Genomic DNA, 16471 nt, shown 5'->3' on the forward strand with positions numbered 1-16471 from the left:
TTTATCCGCTGGTTTCAAAGGCGCAAGCGGTTCGCCCATCAAACAAGATTGCCGTTTGCAACATCTCATGGCGGGTTTCTGCCGAGCAAGGAGGCAAAATGCGTACGGTCATCTTCGATCTGGACGGCACTTTGGCGGATACTTCAGGCGATTTGCTGGCGGCGGCAAATCATTGTTTTCGTGAAATGGGGCATGGCGATGTTCTGACGCGGGAACAGGACGCCGGTGTTGCCTTGCGTGGCGGACGCATGATGCTGAGCCACGGGCTGAAACGGGTCGGAGCGTATGACGAGGCAACAGTGCTGGCGTATTATCCAATTCTGCTCGAGGCCTATTCGGAAGCCATTGACATCCACACCAAATTCTACCCCGGCGCGCTTGAGGCAGTCGATACGTTGAAAGCCACAGGGTACGGTGTGGGTATCTGCACCAACAAACCCGAGGCTCTGGCCGATCTGCTTTTGATGCGTCTTGGGGTGCGGGATCGTTTCGCCTCGCTGGTTGGGGCCGATACGCTGGCGGTGCGAAAGCCCGATCCCGAACCCCTGCGCGAGGCCGCGCGCCGTGCTGGCGGGCACCCCGACCAGTGCGTTCTGATTGGAGACTCGGATACCGACCACAACACGGCACGCGCCGCCGGGGTGCCGTCGGTCCTGGTGACGTTCGGGCCTTCCGGCGAAGATATGGCCGCGTTGGAACCGGACGCCCTGCTGCATCATTTCAATGATCTGCCCGACGTCGTGAATGACCTGATCGGCGTGACGGCGTAAGCTCTTGACCGGAACCTTTTGCAGGATCAGAACTGGCACATGACCGAAACATTCTCTGGCAGCTTCACGCAGCAGGAACCCATCCCCGAAGACGCAATCGAAGCCGCGTTAGCCGTCCTCCGGCACGGCCGGCTGCATCGCTATAACGTGGTGCCCGGGGAACTGGGCGAGACTGCATTGCTGGAACAGGAATTTGCCGCGCAGACCGGCGCGAAATACTGTCTCGCCGTGTCCTCGGGGGGGTATGCGCTGGCGACCGCCTTACGGGCCGTCGGGGTTCAGCCGGGTGATCCGGTTCTGACGAATGCCTTCACGCTGGCTCCGGTGCCGGGGTCAATCGCCTCGGTCGGTGCCCGCCCGGTGTTTGTCGGGGTGACGGAAAGCCTGACGATCGATCTGGACGATCTGGAAGGAAAGTTGGGTCAGGCACGCGTTCTGATGCTAAGCCATATGCGCGGACATCTGTGCGACATGGACCGGCTGATGCAGATGTGTGATGCGGCCGGTGTCACGGTGATCGAGGACTGCGCCCACACGATGGGTGCGGCATGGCGGGGGCAATTGTCGGGCCGTCAGGGCGCCATCGGGTGCTATTCCTGTCAGACCTACAAGCATGTCAATTCCGGTGAAGGCGGGCTGCTGATCACCAATGATGAGGAACTGGCCGCCAAGGCCACGATGCTGTCGGGATCCTACATGCTGTATGAGCGGCATCTGGCCGCTCCGGGGTCGGAGGTTTTCGAGCGCATCAAATACACCACGCCCAACGTTTCTGGCCGCATGGATAATCTGCGGGCCGCGATTCTGCGCCCGCAACTGCGGGATCTCGACCGTCAGGTGCAGCGCTGGAACGAACGTTACAGAGAAGTTGAGGCAGGTTTGCGCCAAACGCCCGGGTTGACGATTGTCGAACGCCCGGAGGGCGAGACCTATGTCGGGTCTTCGATCCAGTTTCTGCTGCTGGACTGGCCCCCTGACCGCATCGCAGAGGTCATTGCCCGCTGTGCCGCGCGAGGGGTGGAACTGAAGTGGTTTGGCGGGGCGGAACCGGCCGGTTTTACCTCGCGCTATGACAGCTGGCGCTATGCGGAAAGCACCCGGATGCCAGCGAGTGACCGTATCCTGGCCGGCATCATGGATATGCGGGTGCCTTTGACGTTTTCGCTTGAAGACTGTCGCGTCATTGCCCGGATTATCCGATCCGAAGTCGGTGCAGTCTATCAGGCGCAATCCGATTGAGTGCGCCTGCGGCGCACGCTTGATTTCTCAAAGAAACCGCCGCCTGCCAACAGGCGGCGGTTTTTTCGTTTTGGCAGATCGTGAAACCGTAACGTTGACCGGCCGGATGCAAGCTGGTATGTCGTTATTGAACAAGTGTTCATTAAACCGGCAAGGGAGGCCCGGATGTTCACCGCAACAATGCAATTTGATCTGGGCGAAGATGTGAATGCCCTGCGCGATATGGTGCATCGCTGGGCGCAGGAGCGGGTCAAACCGATGGCCGCCGAGATCGATTCCTCGAACGCGTTTCCAAATGATCTTTGGACGGAAATGGGGGAACTGGGCCTGCTGGGCATTACCGTGCCCGAGGAATACGGCGGAGCCGGAATGTCCTATCTGGCGCACACGGTCGCGGTTGAGGAAATCGCCCGCGCGTCCGCTTCGGTATCTTTGTCTTACGGCGCCCATTCGAACCTGTGTGTGAACCAGATCAAGCTGAACGGCAATGCCGAGCAGAAACAGAAATACCTGCCACGCCTGATTTCCGGTGAGCATGTCGGCGCGTTGGCGATGTCCGAACCTTCGGCCGGATCCGATGTTGTGTCGATGAAGCTGCGGGCCGAGAAACGGAACGATCATTATCGGCTGAATGGCAACAAATACTGGATCACCAACGGCCCGGATGCCGATACGCTGGTTGTCTACGCCAAGACCGACCCGGATGCAGGGTCCAAGGGCATCACCGCCTTTCTGATCGAAAAGGAGATGACCGGGTTTTCGACCTCACCCCATTTCGACAAGCTGGGGATGCGCGGGTCGAATACCGCCGAACTGATCTTCGAAGATGTCGAAGTGCCCTTCGAGAATGTTCTGGGCGAGGAGGGCAAAGGCGTTGCGGTGCTGATGTCCGGGTTGGATTACGAACGCGTCGTTCTTGCGGGGATTGGAACCGGTATCATGGCGGCCTGTCTGGATGAGGTCATGCCTTATCTGGCCGAGCGCAAGCAGTTTGGCAAACCAATCGGTACCTTTCAGCTGATGCAGGGCAAGATCGCCGATATGTACACCGCGATGAACTCGGCTAGAGCTTATATCTACGAGGTCGCAAAGGCCTGTGACCGGGGCGACGTGACCCGTCAGGACGCGGCGGCTTGCTGCCTCTATGCGTCGGAGCAGGCCATGACGCAGGCTCATCAGGCAGTGCAGGCAATGGGCGGGGCCGGGTTCCTGTCCGACGCCGCGGTCAGCCGCATCTTCCGGGATGCAAAGCTGATGGAAATTGGTGCCGGGACCAGCGAAATCCGTCGGATGCTGATCGGGCGCGAAATGATGAACAAGATGCTCTGAGATAATTCGCCCCGCAGGCCAATGGACCAGCGGGGCGGGATTGCGAACGGATCAGAAGCGATGGACGTAGGACACACCGACCAGCCACGGATCGATTTCGGCTTTGCCGATTTTGACGCCATCCAACGTGACGTCCGAGTCGATGTCGAACCAGCGCACGTTCAGCCGCACGGAGCCTTGTTCGGTGACCATGTAGTCCAGGCCGGCCTGCAGCGAGGCGCCAAAGGAGTTGTCGATGTCGAGATCGCCCAAGGCGGACTTTTCGTCAAAGAAGATCGTGTAGTTCAAACCGGCACCAACATAGGGCTTCCAGGCGCTGTTGGTCGGGAAGTGATAGTTAAGGGACAGGGTCGGCGGCAGTTGCTTGGTGCTGGCGGCATCAATGCCACCCAGCGCGATGGTGTGGCTGAACGGGGTTGCGGCCAGAAGTTCGATACCAAGGTTGTCGCGGACGAAGTACTCGGCGGTAAAGATCGGGCGGGTGCTGGACCCGACTTCGGCATCCAGCGTGGCCAGAGTGCCATTGTCGGATTTCGGGTCGAGGTAGCCGACACCGATACCCACGGTCCAGTCTCCTTGCGATTGTGCAAAAGCCGGCGCGGCCAGCGCAACCAGTGCAGTAGACAAGGTCAAAGCGGCGAGTTTCTTGGTCATATTCATGCCTTTGGTTATGTTGATAAAGCTGTGGTGCCGGATCAATGGCTGGCGGACTCTGATCTGAGTCAAATCCGTGTCGAAATGCCAAATGAGGTAGCGGCGGTAAAGCGCAGTAAAACAATGGAAAAAACCCATGCGTCCCACTGAGGTCATACCGGGTTTGCGCGCCGATCACAGCTGGGATTGTCCGGCGCAATTGAACATGGCCCAGCAGTGCTTGGCGCAGGCCCCGGACAAATTGGCACTGTTGGATCTGACCGGTGAAGAACCCTCATCCGTGACATACGGGGAACTCAGCGTTCTGTCGGATGGTTTGGCACGGACGCTGTTGCGCCGGGTGCGGGCCGGGGACAGGGTTGGTGTGTTGCTGGGGCAGTCTGTTTGGTGCGCTGCGGCACATCTGGCAATCTGGAAAATCGGTGCCATTTCAGTGCCGCTGTTCAAGCTGTTCCGCCGCGATGCTCTGTCTTCGCGAGTCGGGGATTCCGGGGCGCGGATTGTGCTGACCGACGCCGAAGGGGCCGCGCTGCTGGGCGATCTGGCCGAACCTTTGCTGGCACACCAGATCGGAGAACCAGGTGATCCGGTGCCTTTTGCTGACACGGGCCCAGACGACCCTGCGGTTTTGATCTATACATCTGGTACAACAGGGACTCCGAAAGGGGCTTTGCACGGGCATCGGGTGTTGACCGGCCATCTGCCGGGTGTGTCGACCAGCCACAATTATTTGCGGGACGGTGATTGCCTTTGGACACCTGCGGACTGGGCCTGGATTGGCGGACTGTTCGACGTGTTGATGCCGGGGTTGGCATTGGGAATTCCGGTGGTTGCCGCGCGGCTTGAGAAGTTTTCGCCCGAAGGGTGCGCCGACGTAATTTCGCGGGGTGGAGTACGGAACGTTTTCTTTCCGCCGACCGCGCTGCGGATGCTGAAAGCGGCAGATCAGAACATTCCCGGCCTGCGCTCTGTCGCCTCGGGAGGAGAGCCTTTGGGCGCGGAAATGCTGGCCTGGGGGGAAAAGGCGTTTGGCCTGACCATCAACGAATTCTACGGTCAGACCGAATGCAACATGGTCGTGTCTTCCTGCGCCGAGGACTATCCGGTCCGTCCCGGATGCATCGGCAAACCGGTGCCTGGGCAGGAGGTCGCGGTGATTGACGAGTATGGTGTTCCGACGGACGAGGAAGGCGACGTAGCGATCAGGCAGGGGTCGGCCTCAATGATGCTGGAGTACTGGAACCGGCCCCAGGCCACGACCGAGAAGTTTCGCGGCGATTGGCTGATCACTGGCGACCGCGGCGTGTGGGAGGGGGAATACCTGCGTTTTGTCGGCCGCGAAGATGACGTGATCACTTCGGCTGGCTACCGCATTGGCCCCGCCGAGATCGAAGACTGCCTGCTGACCCATCCGGCGGTAGCGACCGTGGGCGTAGTCGGCAAGCCTGACGCGCTGCGGACCGAGATCGTCAAGGCTTATGTCGTGCTGAAACCCGGCGCCGAGGCGTCGGGGGCCGAGTTGCAGGATTGGGTCAAGGACCGTCTGGCGCATTACTCCTATCCGCGCGAGGTGGCGTTTCTGAAGGAACTGCCGATGACCGTGACGGGAAAAGTTATTCGGAAAGAGTTGAAGCACTTGGCTGCAGAGGAAACAAACAATTGATTGGGCTTTTTCGACGACTGGCTGGCCTAAAGTGCCCGAATTGTTGTGAACCGCTTCCTCTATGGGTGTCTTGGATGCTTGCGGGGAGTGTTGATATTGTTGAAGGCCATTTGCCCGCAGGTAAATGCGCGAAATGTAACAGCGTTCTAAGAGTTAGGCTTGGTAACGCGCTGAGCTTTTTCTTGGTTTCACTTATCTTGATGTTTGTCCCGATTTTCTTCCTAATTTCGCAGGGAATACTAGACGTGCTAGCAGACAGTATAACGTCAATGGCACCTTTCGTTTCATCGGGCGTCGCCAAATTCATTCCCTTTCTGATTTATGTGTTCCTTGTTGCAATGCCGCTGAGTAATCAAATGCTGAAATTAGAGGTCAAGGTATGAAACTCACATCCAAAGCCATGCCCACCTCCGAGGGCTTCAAACAAAACCGCGCTGCTCATCTCGAGGCATTGGCACAAATCTCCGCTGCTGCGGAAGCGGCCCGTATGGGGGGCGGTGAAAAGTCCCGTGCACGGCATGAATCTCGGGGTAAGATGCTGCCGCGCCGCCGGGTGGCGAACTTGCTCGATCCGGGCTCTCCTTTCCTTGAAATCGGTGCAACGGCGGCCCATGGGATGTACGGAGATGCCGCGCCGTCTGCCGGGGCCATTGCGGGCATTGGCCGGGTGCAGGGGCGCGAGGTCATGGTGGTGTGTAACGACGCCACCGTGAAGGGCGGCACCTACTACCCGATGACGGTCAAGAAACACCTTCGCGCGCAGGAGATCGCCGAGGAAAATCATTTGCCCTGCATCTATCTGGTCGACAGTGGCGGCGCGAACCTGCCCAATCAGGATGAGGTCTTTCCCGACCGCGACCACTTTGGTCGCATCTTCTACAATCAGGCGCGGATGAGCGCGAAGGGGATCCCTCAGATTGCGGTGGTCATGGGGTCGTGCACGGCGGGTGGCGCCTATGTGCCTGCGATGTCGGACGTGACGATCATCGTGAAAGAGCAGGGGACGATCTTTCTGGCCGGACCGCCTCTGGTCAAGGCCGCAACAGGCGAGGTGGTCAGTTCCGAGGATCTGGGCGGTGGTGACGTTCATACCCGCCTGTCCGGCGTAGCCGACTATCTGGCCGAGGATGATGCCCATGCGCTGGCGTTGGCGCGCCGGGCCGTCGCATCGCTGAACCTGCGCAAGCCGCAGACCGTGGATTGGGCGAACCCGGAAGATCCCGCTTATGATCCTGAAGAGATTCTGGGTGTGGTCCCCGCCGATCTGCGCACGCCCTATGACATTCGCGAGGTAATCGCGCGGCTGGTGGATGGCTCGCGTTTTGACGAGTTCAAACCGCGGTTCGGGGAAACGCTGGTGACTGGGTTCGCCCATGTCAAAGGCTGCCCCGTCGGGATCATCGCCAATAACGGGGTGCTGTTCTCAGAGGCAGCCCAGAAGGGCGCGCATTTCGTTGAACTCTGTTCACAACGCAAAATCCCTCTGGTTTTCCTGCAAAACATCACCGGCTTTATGGTCGGGCGGAAATACGAGAACGAAGGCATCGCACGGCACGGGGCCAAGATGGTGACGGCAGTGGCGACGACCTCGGTTCCGAAGATTACGATGCTTGTCGGTGGCTCGTTCGGGGCCGGGAACTATGGCATGGCGGGCCGCGCCTACCAGCCACGCTTCCTTTGGACCTGGCCGAACTCGCGCATCTCGGTCATGGGTGGCGAACAGGCGGCGGGTGTTCTGGCCACGGTCAAGCGCGACGGGATCGAACGGCAGGGCGGCACATGGTCGGCTGAAGAAGAAGCGGAATTCAAGCGGCCCACGCTGGACATGTTCGAGGAGCAGTCGCATCCGCTCTATGCCTCGGCGCGGTTGTGGGACGACGGCATCATCGACCCGCGCAAAAGCCGCGAAGTGCTGGCCCTCTCGCTGAGCGCTGCGTTGAATGCCCCGATCGAGGAGACGCGCTTCGGCGTGTTCAGGATGTGATGGCAGAGAAGTTTCTGCGAAAATTCTTGGGAAGAAATCCTTCGTCGAGGGATTTTTGTTCAGAGAGGAACTGGGCTTGTGTTCACTAAAATTCTGATTGCCAACCGGGGTGAGATTGCCTGTCGAGTGATGGAAACCGCGCAAAAGCTGGGGGTTTCCTGCGTTGCCGTCTATTCGGACGCCGATATCGGGTCCAAGCACGTCCAGATGGCCGATGAGGCGGTGCATATCGGTGGCGCGGCCCCTGCGGACAGCTACCTCAAAGGGAACGTGATCATCGAGGCGGCGTTAAAAACCGGCGCGCAAGCGATCCATCCCGGCTATGGATTCCTGTCCGAAAACCCCGATTTCGTGGATGCAGTCGAAGCTGCCGGTCTGACGTTCATAGGACCGTCCGCCGATGCGATCCGCAAGATGGGATTGAAGGATGCGGCGAAGGTTCTGATGGAGGAGGCCGGTGTGCCGGTTGTTCCCGGCTATCACGGCGAAAACCAGGACCCGGAACACCTTGCCGGGGCTGCGGATACCATTGGCTACCCGGTTCTGATCAAAGCGGTTGCCGGTGGCGGCGGCAAAGGCATGCGCTTGGTCGAAAAGCCGCAGGACTTCGACGCCGCGCTGGACAGCGCGCGCAGCGAGGCGCGGACGGCGTTTGGCAATGACGCGGTTCTGGTCGAGAAATTCGTCGCCAAACCCCGCCATATCGAGGTGCAGGTGTTCGGCGACGGAACCCATGCCGTGCATTTGTTCGAAAGGGACTGCTCGTTACAGCGGCGCCATCAGAAGGTCATCGAGGAAGCGCCAGCGCCGGGGATGACGTCCGAGATGCGCGAGGCGATGGGGCAGGCAGGTGTCCGGGCCGCCGAAGCGATCGGCTACAAGGGCGCAGGGACCGTTGAGTTCATTGTAGATGCCTCGGAGGGGCTGCGCCCGGACCGGTTCTGGTTCATGGAAATGAACACACGTTTGCAGGTTGAACATCCCGTGACAGAAGCGATCACTGGCGTTGATCTGGTCGAATGGCAATTGCGGGTCGCGTCCGGGGAAAAGCTGCCCGCCGGTCAAGAAGATCTGTCGATCAGCGGGCATGCCTTCGAGGCGCGGCTTTACGCTGAAGACGTACCAAAAGGGTTTCTGCCCGCGACCGGACAGCTTTCTCATCTTCGGTTTCCAGATGATTGCCGCGCCGACAGTGGTGTGCGTGCCGGTGACATAATCAGCCCGTGGTACGATCCGATGATTGCCAAGGTCATCGTGCATGGACCAACCCGATCGGCGGCGCTGGAGCAATTGCACCGTGCGTTGCAGCAAACCGAGGTCGCTGGAACGGTGACGAACCTTGCATTTCTGGGCGCGCTGACGCGGCATGCAGGATTTGCCGCAGGTGATGTGGATACTGGGTTGATTGGCCGGGAGTTGCCGGGGCTGACTTCGGAAACAGAACCCTCTGCCGGACATTCCGTGGCCGCCGCTATGGCGGCCCTGGGCCTTGTCGACACGGATTACGAGACCGGTTTCACGCTGTGGGAGCCGCTGCGTCGTGCGGTCCACCTGCAGCACCGGGGCGATGTCATCGATCTGGACGTGCAGGTCGATGGGCGTGACCGGCAACTGTGGTATGTAAACCAGAAACAGATCGAGGCACGGCGGCGCGATGGCCTCTGGCGTCTGGACGGTCAGCCCATGCCTCGCGTTGCCATCAACGGAGCCGTCATCACGGTTTTTGACGATTACGGCCACGCGTTTGAACTAATCGATCCGCTGGATCGCGATACGACAGCATCCGGCAACACAAACGTGATCGAGGCGCCCATGCCCGGTCTGGTCAAGGCCGTGTTCGCCGAGGCTGGTCAGTCCGTATCGGAGGGCGACCGCTTGGCCATTCTGGAAGCGATGAAAATGGAGCACGCCTTGCTGGCCGCACGTGACGGCATCGTTGCCGAAGTTCTGGCCGCACCCGGATCGCAGGTCGAAGCCGGTGCCGCGCTTGTTCGGCTGGAAGAGGAGTAGCCTATCCCTGTGATGCATCGCATGCCATTGTCGGGGCAGGTTCAGCCGTTGATCGGAACAACACAGGAGAGGCGCAGGAATGGGTGACAGAGTCGAAATCTTTGAGGTCGGGCCCCGGGACGGTCTGCAGAATGAACAGCGCCAGATCCCCGTGGCCGAGAAAGTGGCGCTGGTGAATCGCCTGAGCGATGCCGGCTTCAATCGCATCGAAGTTGCGAGTTTTGTGTCGCCGAAATGGGTGCCGCAAATGGCAGACAGTGCAGCGGTTTTGGCAGGCATTACCCGCGCGGCTGGCGTTCGCTACGCTGCCTTGACGCCGAATATGCGCGGCTATGAGGACGCTATTGCCGCACATGCGGACGAAATCGCCATATTCGCGTCGGCATCCGAAGGGTTTTCGAAGGCAAACATTAATGCGTCTATTGCGGAATCCATCGCGCGGTTCGAGCCGATTCTGGAGGAAGCGCGCCATATCGACTTGCCGGTGCGCGGGTATATTTCCTGCGTGACCGACTGCCCCTATGACGGACCGACAGCGCCGGAGAAAGTCGCCGAAGTGGCTGATGTGCTGTTTTCGCACGGCTGCTATGAGATTTCATTGGGCGATACCATCGGGCAGGGCACGCCCGACAAGATCGCGCGCATGATCCTTGCTGTTCGCGAGCAGGTGCCGGTCACAAGGTTGGCGGGGCATTTTCATGACACGAATGGCCGGGCGATGGATAATATCGATGCCGCTCTGGCACTTGGGGTGCGTGTCTTCGATGCGGCGGTCGGCGGTTTGGGCGGCTGCCCATACGCGCCGGGGGCGGCGGGGAACGTGGCGACCGAGGCGGTTGCGGCGCATCTTGAACGGTTGGGCTATGACACGGGTCTGGACGCCGTGATCCTGCAGGAAGCGGCAGAGATGGCCCGTTCGATGCGGGGCACCTGAGTGCCGGTTTTGATGTGTCTGTCCGGTTTGCCGGGTGTTGGCAAAACGACAATTGCCCGAATGGTTGCGGAGCGGACAGGCGCGTTGTGGCTTTGGATTGATCAGATCGAAACCGCCATGCAGTCGTCGCATATGAAGGTCGATGATCTTGCAGATGGCGGTTATGCCGCAGCACAAGCCGTTGCCACTGGTGCCTTGCAGCAGGGGTTTGACGTGATAGCCGACTGTGTGAACCCAATCAGCCTGACGCGAGACGCTTGGCGCGGTGTGTCGGGGAAAGCCCAAGCGCGGCATCTTGATGTGGAATTCTGGTGCTCAGACAAGACCGAACATCAAAAACGTGTCGAACATCGCACAGTCGAGTTGCCCAATTGGTCACCGCCGACCTGGCAGGCCGTTGAGAGGCGCAGATACGACCCGTTTCCAAATCCCGATGTCAGGATCGACACAGCGCAGACAGATCCGGCCGAGGCGGCGACCTTGTTGGCGGCTGCGATCCGTGAAGACCCACAGGAGAAAAACGATGTTTGAAACGATCGATATTGCAGTTGATCAGCGTGGTGTCGCCAGGTTGACCCTGAACCGCCCCGAAAAGCACAACGCCATGTCGGCGCAAATGATTGCGGAACTGACCAGCGCGGCAGCGGCGCTGGGCAAGGATGAAAACGTGCGCTTGGTTGTTCTGACCGGGGCAGGAAAGAGCTTTTGCGCCGGGGGCGACCTTGGTTGGATGCAGGACCAGATGGCAGCGGATCCCGCCACACGGTTCACCGAAGCACGCAAGCTGGCCGAAATGCTGAACGCCCTGAATACCCTGCCCAAGCCGTTGATTGGCGCCTTGCAGGGCAACGCGTTCGGGGGCGGTGTGGGCATGGCGGCCGTCTGCGATATTGCGATCGGTGTGAACAGCCTGAAGATGGGCCTGACGGAAACCCGCCTAGGTCTGATCCCGGCAACGATCGGGCCATACGTCGTTGCTCGCATGGGCGAAGCGCGAGCGCGCCGTGTCTTCATGTCCGCGCGCCTGTTTGATGCGAGCGAGGCTGTGGATCTTGGGCTGCTGGCTGAGACTGTGCCCGCCGAAGGTCTGGAGGACGCGGTGGAAGCCCATGTGGAACCTTATCTGTCCTGCGCGCCCGGGGCTGTCGCGTCCGCCAAAAGCCTTGTTCAGGCGTTGGGCCCGAAAATCGACGATGCCGTTATTGATCACACGATCAACGCCCTGGTCCAAAGGTGGGAAACACAAGAGGCGCAAGAGGGAATCAGTGCGTTCTTCGAGAAACGAAAACCTGCATGGAATAGTAAGGTTTAGCAGCATGTTCCCGTTTGTTGGATAAAGCGAAATCCGGGCGGTGTATCGGGGTCAGGCATGCAGATTAATACGGCATTCGCCGCCTGTGCTTGGTTGACCCTCTGACCCCGCACGGATAGAGAATGTCCAGTCAACACGCCAATTGACGGCGCGCCCGGGACCGGACGCGCAGGAAAGGAGCCACTCGTGGAAGAGCTGTTGCGGGAGTATCTCCCGATCCTGGTGTTTCTGGCCGTCGCCGTAGGCCTTGGAATCGTCCTTATTCTTGCGGCTGTGGTGCTTGCTGTTCGCAATCCTAATCCTGAAAAAGTCAGCGCATATGAATGTGGCTTCAATGCCTTCGACGATGCGCGGATGAAATTCGACGTCCGATTCTATCTGGTCTCGATTCTCTTCATCATCTTCGATCTGGAAATCGCCTTCCTGTTTCCGTGGGCCGTGGGCTTCCGCGACATCAGCGATGTGGGTTTCTGGTCCATGATGGTATTCCTGGCGGTGCTGACGATCGGCTTTGCCTATGAATGGAAGAAGGGGGCCCTGGAATGGGAGTGATGACGGGCGCAAACACCGCCGGCGTCGACAAGGAAGTCGCCACCCAGGCCCTCAATGCCGAGTTGCAGGACAAGGGCTTCCTGCTGACCTCGAGCGAAGACATCATCAACTGGGCGCGTACCGGGTCGCTGCACTGGATGACATTCGGTCTGGCCTGCTGCGCGGTTGAGATGATGCACACCTCGATGCCGCGCTACGATGCCGAACGGTTTGGCATTGCTCCGCGCGCTTCTCCGCGTCAGTCCGACGTGATGATCGTCGCGGGGACGCTGACCAACAAGATGGCACCGGCGCTGCGCAAGGTGTATGACCAGATGCCGGAACCGCGTTACGTGATCTCGATGGGGTCCTGCGCCAATGGCGGTGGGTACTATCACTATTCCTATTCTGTCGTTCGCGGCTGTGACCGGATTGTTCCTGTGGACATCTACGTCCCCGGCTGCCCTCCGACGGCTGAGGCGCTGCTTTACGGGCTGATGCAGTTGCAGCGCAAAATCCGCCGCACCGGCACCATCGTACGCTGAGGAGAGAGCTGATGAGCGAAGCACTCAAGGAACTCGGCATGCAGTTAGAGCTGAAACGGGCTGATTGCGTCCTGTCATGGGACGTAACTCACGGCGAGCTAAACGTTGATGTGGCCCCGTCGAACCTTGTGGAATTTGTCGAATTCCTGACGTCCGATCCGAACTGCAAGTTTTCGACGCTGGTGGACATCACCGGTGTGGACTACCCGGAACGGGCCAAGCGCTTCGACGTGGTGTACCACTTCCTGTCGATGTACCAGAATCAGCGCATCCGCCTGCGGGTCTCGATCCGCGAGGAAGACATGGTGCCCTCGATCGTGGGCGTTCACCCCTCGGCCAACTGGTTCGAGCGTGAGGTGTTCGACATGTTCGGCATCCTGTTCTCGGGCCATCCGGACCTGCGGCGTATTCTGACCGACTATGGCTTCCGCGGCTATCCGCTGCGCAAGGATTTTCCGACCACCGGCTATACCGAGGTACGGTACGACGAGGCGCAGAAGCGCGTGGTCTACGAACCCGTGTCGCTGGTTCAGGAATATCGTCAATTCGATTTCATGTCCCCATGGGAAGGTGCGAACTACATTCTGCCAGGGGACGAAAAACAGGAGACGTAATCATGGAGTTCTTGATCTGGATTATCGTGGTGGTTGCAACGGTCATTCCGATGACCAAGCTGTTGCCGCATTTCGGGATCAACAAGAACTGGGCGTTCGCTTGCGTGATTTCGCCAGTGGTCATTGTCCTTTTGTGGATGATGGCCATGAAGCTGCAAGAGATGGAGCGACGCTGACATGATGGGCGAACTGATCGTTTTAGGCGCCTTGGGCGTCTTGCTTGCGGGGGCTGCAGCGAAAGCGGCCGAAGCCGAAAAGGTCCGGGTCCGGGCTGAGGCGAAAAAGAAGAAACGAGGGCGTTGATGGACGGCTCAAGATACGATGACGGCAGCACGGACGCGCTGAGCGGAGAACAGAAGATCCGCAACTTCAACATCAACTTCGGCCCGCAACACCCTGCGGCGCACGGAGTTTTGCGTTTGGTGCTTGAGCTCGACGGCGAGATCGTCGAACGCTGCGATCCGCATATAGGCCTGCTACACCGTGGCACCGAAAAGCTGATGGAAAGTCGGACGTATCTGCAGAACTTGCCGTATTTCGACCGTCTGGACTATGTGGCCCCGATGAACCAGGAGCACGCCTGGTGTCTGGCCATCGAAAAGCTGACCGGTGTGGAAGTGCCGCGTCGCGGCTCGCTGATCCGGGTTCTGTATTCCGAGATCGGGCGCATCCTGAACCACCTGCTGAACGTGACCACGCAGGCGATGGATGTTGGCGCGCTGACCCCGCCGCTGTGGGGCTTTGAAGAGCGCGAAAAGCTGATGGTGTTCTATGAGCGTGCCTGTGGCGCCCGCCTGCACGCCGCCTATTTCCGCCCCGGCGGTGTACATCAGGATCTGCCGCCGGAATTGCTGGACGATATCGAAGCGTGGAGCCATGAGTTCCCCTCAGTTCTCGATGACATTGACGGCCTGCTGACCGAAAACCGCATCTTCAAACAGCGCAACGCCGATATTGGTGTCGTGACCGAGGATGACATCCAGAAATACGGTTTCTCGGGCGTGATGGTGCGCGGATCGGGCCTCGCTTGGGACCTGCGCCGCGCGCAGCCCTATGAATGCTACGACGAGTTCGAGTTCCAGATCCCTGTTGGCAAGAACGGCGACTGCTATGACCGTTATCTCTGCCGCATGGAAGAGATGCGCCAGTCGCTACACATCATCCGTCAGGCCATCTCGAAAATCCGTGATTGCCCCGGCGATGTTCTGGCGCGCGGCAAGATCACCCCGCCGAAACGCTCGGACATGAAGACCTCGATGGAGAGTCTGATCCATCACTTCAAACTGTATACCGAAGGTTTCCACGTCCCCGCCGGTGAGGTCTACGCTGCAGTCGAAGCCCCCAAGGGTGAGTTCGGCGTTTATCTGGTCGCCGACGGCACCAACAAACCCTACCGCGCCAAGCTGCGCGCTCCGGGTTATCTGCACCTGCAAGCCATGGACCACGTTGCCAAGGGCCATCAACTGGCCGACGTCGCCGCCATCATTGGCACTATGGACGTCGTATTTGGAGAGATTGACCGCTAATGCTTCGCCGTCTTCACCCCGAACAACCCGAAAGCTTTGCCTTCACTGCTGCGAACCAGCAATGGGCCGAAGCGCAGATCACAAAATACCCCGAGGGGCGTCAGGCCAGCGCGGTGATCCCGCTGCTGTGGCGTGCGCAGGAACAAGAGGGCTGGCTGAGCCGTCCGGCGATTGAATCCGTCGCCGACATGCTGGGTATGGCCTATATCCGCGTTCTTGAGGTTGCGTCTTTCTACTTCATGTTCCAGCTGCAACCGGTTGGATCAGTTGCGCACATTCAGGTCTGCGGCACGACGTCGTGCATGATCTGCGGGGCCGAAGATCTGATTGCGGTCTGCAAAGAAAAGATCGCCGCCAAGCCGCATAAACTGTCCGCCGATGGCAAGCTGAGCTGGGAAGAGGTCGAATGCCTCGGCTCCTGCACCAATGCTCCGATGGCGCAGATCGGCAAGGATTACTATGAGGATCTGACCGCCGAGAGCTTTGGCCAGATCATTGACGATCTGGCGGCGGGCAAAGTGCCGACACCGGGTCCGCAGAACGGGCGCTATGCGGCGGAACCCCTGATAGGGCTGACCAGCCTGACCGAGTATGACAGTGGCAGAACGCAGTATAACGCCAGCGTCGCATTGGCGACGGATCTGGGTGATACAGTCAAGCGGATCGACGGAACCGAAGTGCCGATCCTGACGCCCTGGCTGGGCAAGGATGGCAAGGCTGCTGCGACCAAGGCGGCTCCGAACCCTCCCAAAGCACCTGCGCCGGCTAAGCCTGCAGTGAAACAAGCGGCTGAGGCGAAGGCCAAGGAAAATGCGCCTGAAACGCTATCGGCTGCGCGGGATGGCAAGGCAGATGATCTCAAGCTGCTGAAAGGCGTTGGGCCGAAGCTGGAGCAAACGCTGAACGAGCTGGGATTCTACCACTTTGACCAGATCGCCGCCTGGACGCCTGATCAGGTGGCTTGGGTCGACGCGCGTTTGAAGTTCAAGGGCCGGATCGAACGGGATGGCTGGATCGAGCAGGCGGGCAAGCTGGCGGCTGGTGAAGAAACCGAGTTTGCGAAACGTGCCAAGAAAGACGGCACATACGAAGAGTGATAGCCGGTGCCCATCCGGGGCATCAATGTGTGATGGACAAGGACAAAGAACAGGCCATAGCCCGAAAGGGCCGACATATCGGTATCGTCATCGCAGTGACGATGACGATTTGGCTTGCCATGAACTTGTTTGTCGGCCCCGCGTTGGGATTGACGGCGCGACACGCGCTGCTGTTTGACTTTGCTGCGTTGGCGGCATTCATCTATGCGGGCGTGAACATTTTTCAACTCTGGCGCATGCGTCAGGAAAGCTGAAGGTAACGA

The 16471-nt window shown here is 59.5% G+C and carries 18 protein-coding genes; 17 read left to right on the plus strand and 1 reads right to left on the minus strand.

Features of this window, described 5'->3' with window-relative positions; genetic code table 11:
- The first annotated feature begins 98 nt into the window (after positions 1-98).
- The 3 genes from ACR0MI_RS14655 to ACR0MI_RS14665 all read left to right on the plus strand — a co-directional run bounded on the left by ACR0MI_RS14655 (position 99) and on the right by ACR0MI_RS14665 (position 3338).
- The gene (locus ACR0MI_RS14655; RefSeq protein ID WP_170615332.1) at positions 99-770 is read left to right on the plus strand and encodes an HAD-IA family hydrolase; all 672 of its coding nucleotides are present in this window, start codon (positions 99-101) and stop codon (positions 768-770) included.
- A 39-nt stretch (positions 771-809) separates the two neighbouring features.
- Positions 810-2009, plus strand: coding sequence for an aminotransferase class I/II-fold pyridoxal phosphate-dependent enzyme (locus ACR0MI_RS14660; protein WP_170615334.1), 1200 nt, complete (start codon positions 810-812; stop codon positions 2007-2009).
- Between the two features lie 165 nt (positions 2010-2174).
- Positions 2175-3338, plus strand: a complete 1164-nt coding sequence (locus ACR0MI_RS14665; protein WP_170615336.1) for an isovaleryl-CoA dehydrogenase — start codon at positions 2175-2177, stop codon at positions 3336-3338.
- A 51-nt stretch (positions 3339-3389) separates the two neighbouring features.
- Here ACR0MI_RS14665 and ACR0MI_RS14670 read toward each other — a convergent pair whose 3' ends face one another.
- Positions 3390-3992: an OmpW family outer membrane protein gene (locus ACR0MI_RS14670; RefSeq protein WP_170817064.1), complete on the minus strand. Its 603-nt coding sequence runs from the start codon at positions 3990-3992 to the stop codon at positions 3390-3392.
- 136 nt (positions 3993-4128) lie between these two features.
- On the opposite strand from ACR0MI_RS14670, the gene ACR0MI_RS14675 reads away from it, so the two are divergent.
- The 14 genes from ACR0MI_RS14675 to ACR0MI_RS14740 all read left to right on the plus strand — a co-directional run bounded on the left by ACR0MI_RS14675 (position 4129) and on the right by ACR0MI_RS14740 (position 16462).
- On the plus strand, positions 4129-5655 hold the full coding sequence (locus ACR0MI_RS14675; RefSeq protein WP_170615340.1) for an AMP-binding protein: 1527 nt from the start codon (positions 4129-4131) through the stop codon (positions 5653-5655).
- Positions 5656-6034: 379 nt separating this feature from the next.
- Positions 6035-7639 carry a carboxyl transferase domain-containing protein gene (locus ACR0MI_RS14680; RefSeq protein ID WP_170615342.1) on the plus strand — a complete coding sequence of 535 codons (1605 nt, stop codon included), beginning with the start codon at positions 6035-6037 and terminating at the stop codon, positions 7637-7639.
- Positions 7640-7717: 78 nt separating this feature from the next.
- On the plus strand, positions 7718-9649 hold the full coding sequence (locus ACR0MI_RS14685) for an acetyl-CoA carboxylase biotin carboxylase subunit (RefSeq protein ID WP_170619704.1): 1932 nt from the start codon (positions 7718-7720) through the stop codon (positions 9647-9649).
- Positions 9650-9728: 79 nt separating this feature from the next.
- Positions 9729-10583, plus strand: a complete 855-nt coding sequence (locus ACR0MI_RS14690) for a hydroxymethylglutaryl-CoA lyase (RefSeq protein ID WP_170615346.1) — start codon at positions 9729-9731, stop codon at positions 10581-10583.
- A complete protein-coding gene (locus ACR0MI_RS14695; protein WP_170615348.1) occupies positions 10584-11114 on the plus strand; it encodes an AAA family ATPase in 531 nt (176 codons plus the stop codon).
- Positions 11107-11895, plus strand: coding sequence for a crotonase/enoyl-CoA hydratase family protein (locus ACR0MI_RS14700; protein ID WP_170677832.1), 789 nt, complete (start codon positions 11107-11109; stop codon positions 11893-11895). Before ACR0MI_RS14695 ends, ACR0MI_RS14700 begins: the two co-directional genes overlap by 8 nt.
- 186 nt (positions 11896-12081) lie before the next feature.
- Positions 12082-12447: an NADH-quinone oxidoreductase subunit A gene (locus ACR0MI_RS14705; protein WP_170817062.1), complete on the plus strand. Its 366-nt coding sequence runs from the start codon at positions 12082-12084 to the stop codon at positions 12445-12447.
- Positions 12438-12971: a NuoB/complex I 20 kDa subunit family protein gene (locus ACR0MI_RS14710; RefSeq protein WP_170615354.1), complete on the plus strand. Its 534-nt coding sequence runs from the start codon at positions 12438-12440 to the stop codon at positions 12969-12971. Before ACR0MI_RS14705 ends, ACR0MI_RS14710 begins: the two co-directional genes overlap by 10 nt.
- Positions 12972-12982: 11 nt before the next feature.
- On the plus strand, positions 12983-13585 hold the full coding sequence (locus ACR0MI_RS14715; protein WP_170817061.1) for an NADH-quinone oxidoreductase subunit C: 603 nt from the start codon (positions 12983-12985) through the stop codon (positions 13583-13585).
- Positions 13586-13587: 2 nt separating this feature from the next.
- Positions 13588-13761 (plus strand): hypothetical protein, encoded by a 174-nt coding sequence (locus ACR0MI_RS14720; RefSeq protein ID WP_170615358.1) that lies wholly within the window; start codon positions 13588-13590, stop codon positions 13759-13761.
- Positions 13762-13765: 4 nt separating this feature from the next.
- Entirely contained in the window at positions 13766-13888 is a 123-nt protein-coding gene (locus ACR0MI_RS14725; RefSeq protein ID WP_480713765.1) for a hypothetical protein, read from the plus strand.
- Positions 13888-15111, plus strand: a complete 1224-nt coding sequence (locus ACR0MI_RS14730) for an NADH-quinone oxidoreductase subunit D (protein ID WP_170817060.1) — start codon at positions 13888-13890, stop codon at positions 15109-15111. Before ACR0MI_RS14725 ends, ACR0MI_RS14730 begins: the two co-directional genes overlap by 1 nt.
- Positions 15111-16208, plus strand: a complete 1098-nt coding sequence (gene nuoE / locus ACR0MI_RS14735; protein WP_170615362.1) for an NADH-quinone oxidoreductase subunit NuoE — start codon at positions 15111-15113, stop codon at positions 16206-16208. Before ACR0MI_RS14730 ends, nuoE begins: the two co-directional genes overlap by 1 nt.
- Positions 16209-16240: 32 nt before the next feature.
- Positions 16241-16462, plus strand: a complete 222-nt coding sequence (locus ACR0MI_RS14740) for a DUF5337 domain-containing protein (protein WP_170615364.1) — start codon at positions 16241-16243, stop codon at positions 16460-16462.
- Positions 16463-16471 lie beyond the last annotated feature (9 nt).

The sequence above is a fragment of the Ruegeria sp. D4 genome (genome assembly GCF_056534475.1).

Excerpts from the sequence above, each read along its gene's own strand:
- ACR0MI_RS14655 (WP_170615332.1), top strand. The coding sequence starts at position 99 with ATGCGTACGGTCATCTTCGATCTGGACGGCACTTTGGCGGATACTTCA.
- ACR0MI_RS14660 (WP_170615334.1), top strand. The coding sequence starts at position 810 with ATGACCGAAACATTCTCTGGCAGCTTCACGCAGCAGGAACCCATCCCC.
- ACR0MI_RS14665 (WP_170615336.1), top strand. The coding sequence starts at position 2,175 with ATGTTCACCGCAACAATGCAATTTGATCTGGGCGAAGATGTGAATGCC.
- ACR0MI_RS14670 (WP_170817064.1), bottom strand. The coding sequence starts at position 3,992 with ATGACCAAGAAACTCGCCGCTTTGACCTTGTCTACTGCACTGGTTGCG.
- ACR0MI_RS14675 (WP_170615340.1), top strand. The coding sequence starts at position 4,129 with ATGCGTCCCACTGAGGTCATACCGGGTTTGCGCGCCGATCACAGCTGG.
- ACR0MI_RS14680 (WP_170615342.1), top strand. The coding sequence starts at position 6,035 with ATGAAACTCACATCCAAAGCCATGCCCACCTCCGAGGGCTTCAAACAA.
- ACR0MI_RS14690 (WP_170615346.1), top strand. The coding sequence starts at position 9,729 with ATGGGTGACAGAGTCGAAATCTTTGAGGTCGGGCCCCGGGACGGTCTG.
- ACR0MI_RS14700 (WP_170677832.1), top strand. The coding sequence starts at position 11,107 with ATGTTTGAAACGATCGATATTGCAGTTGATCAGCGTGGTGTCGCCAGG.
- ACR0MI_RS14710 (WP_170615354.1), top strand. The coding sequence starts at position 12,438 with ATGGGAGTGATGACGGGCGCAAACACCGCCGGCGTCGACAAGGAAGTC.
- ACR0MI_RS14715 (WP_170817061.1), top strand. The coding sequence starts at position 12,983 with ATGAGCGAAGCACTCAAGGAACTCGGCATGCAGTTAGAGCTGAAACGG.
- ACR0MI_RS14720 (WP_170615358.1), top strand. The coding sequence starts at position 13,588 with ATGGAGTTCTTGATCTGGATTATCGTGGTGGTTGCAACGGTCATTCCG.
- ACR0MI_RS14725 (WP_480713765.1), top strand. The coding sequence starts at position 13,766 with ATGGGCGAACTGATCGTTTTAGGCGCCTTGGGCGTCTTGCTTGCGGGG.
- ACR0MI_RS14730 (WP_170817060.1), top strand. The coding sequence starts at position 13,888 with ATGGACGGCTCAAGATACGATGACGGCAGCACGGACGCGCTGAGCGGA.
- nuoE (WP_170615362.1), top strand. The coding sequence starts at position 15,111 with ATGCTTCGCCGTCTTCACCCCGAACAACCCGAAAGCTTTGCCTTCACT.
- ACR0MI_RS14740 (WP_170615364.1), top strand. The coding sequence starts at position 16,241 with ATGGACAAGGACAAAGAACAGGCCATAGCCCGAAAGGGCCGACATATC.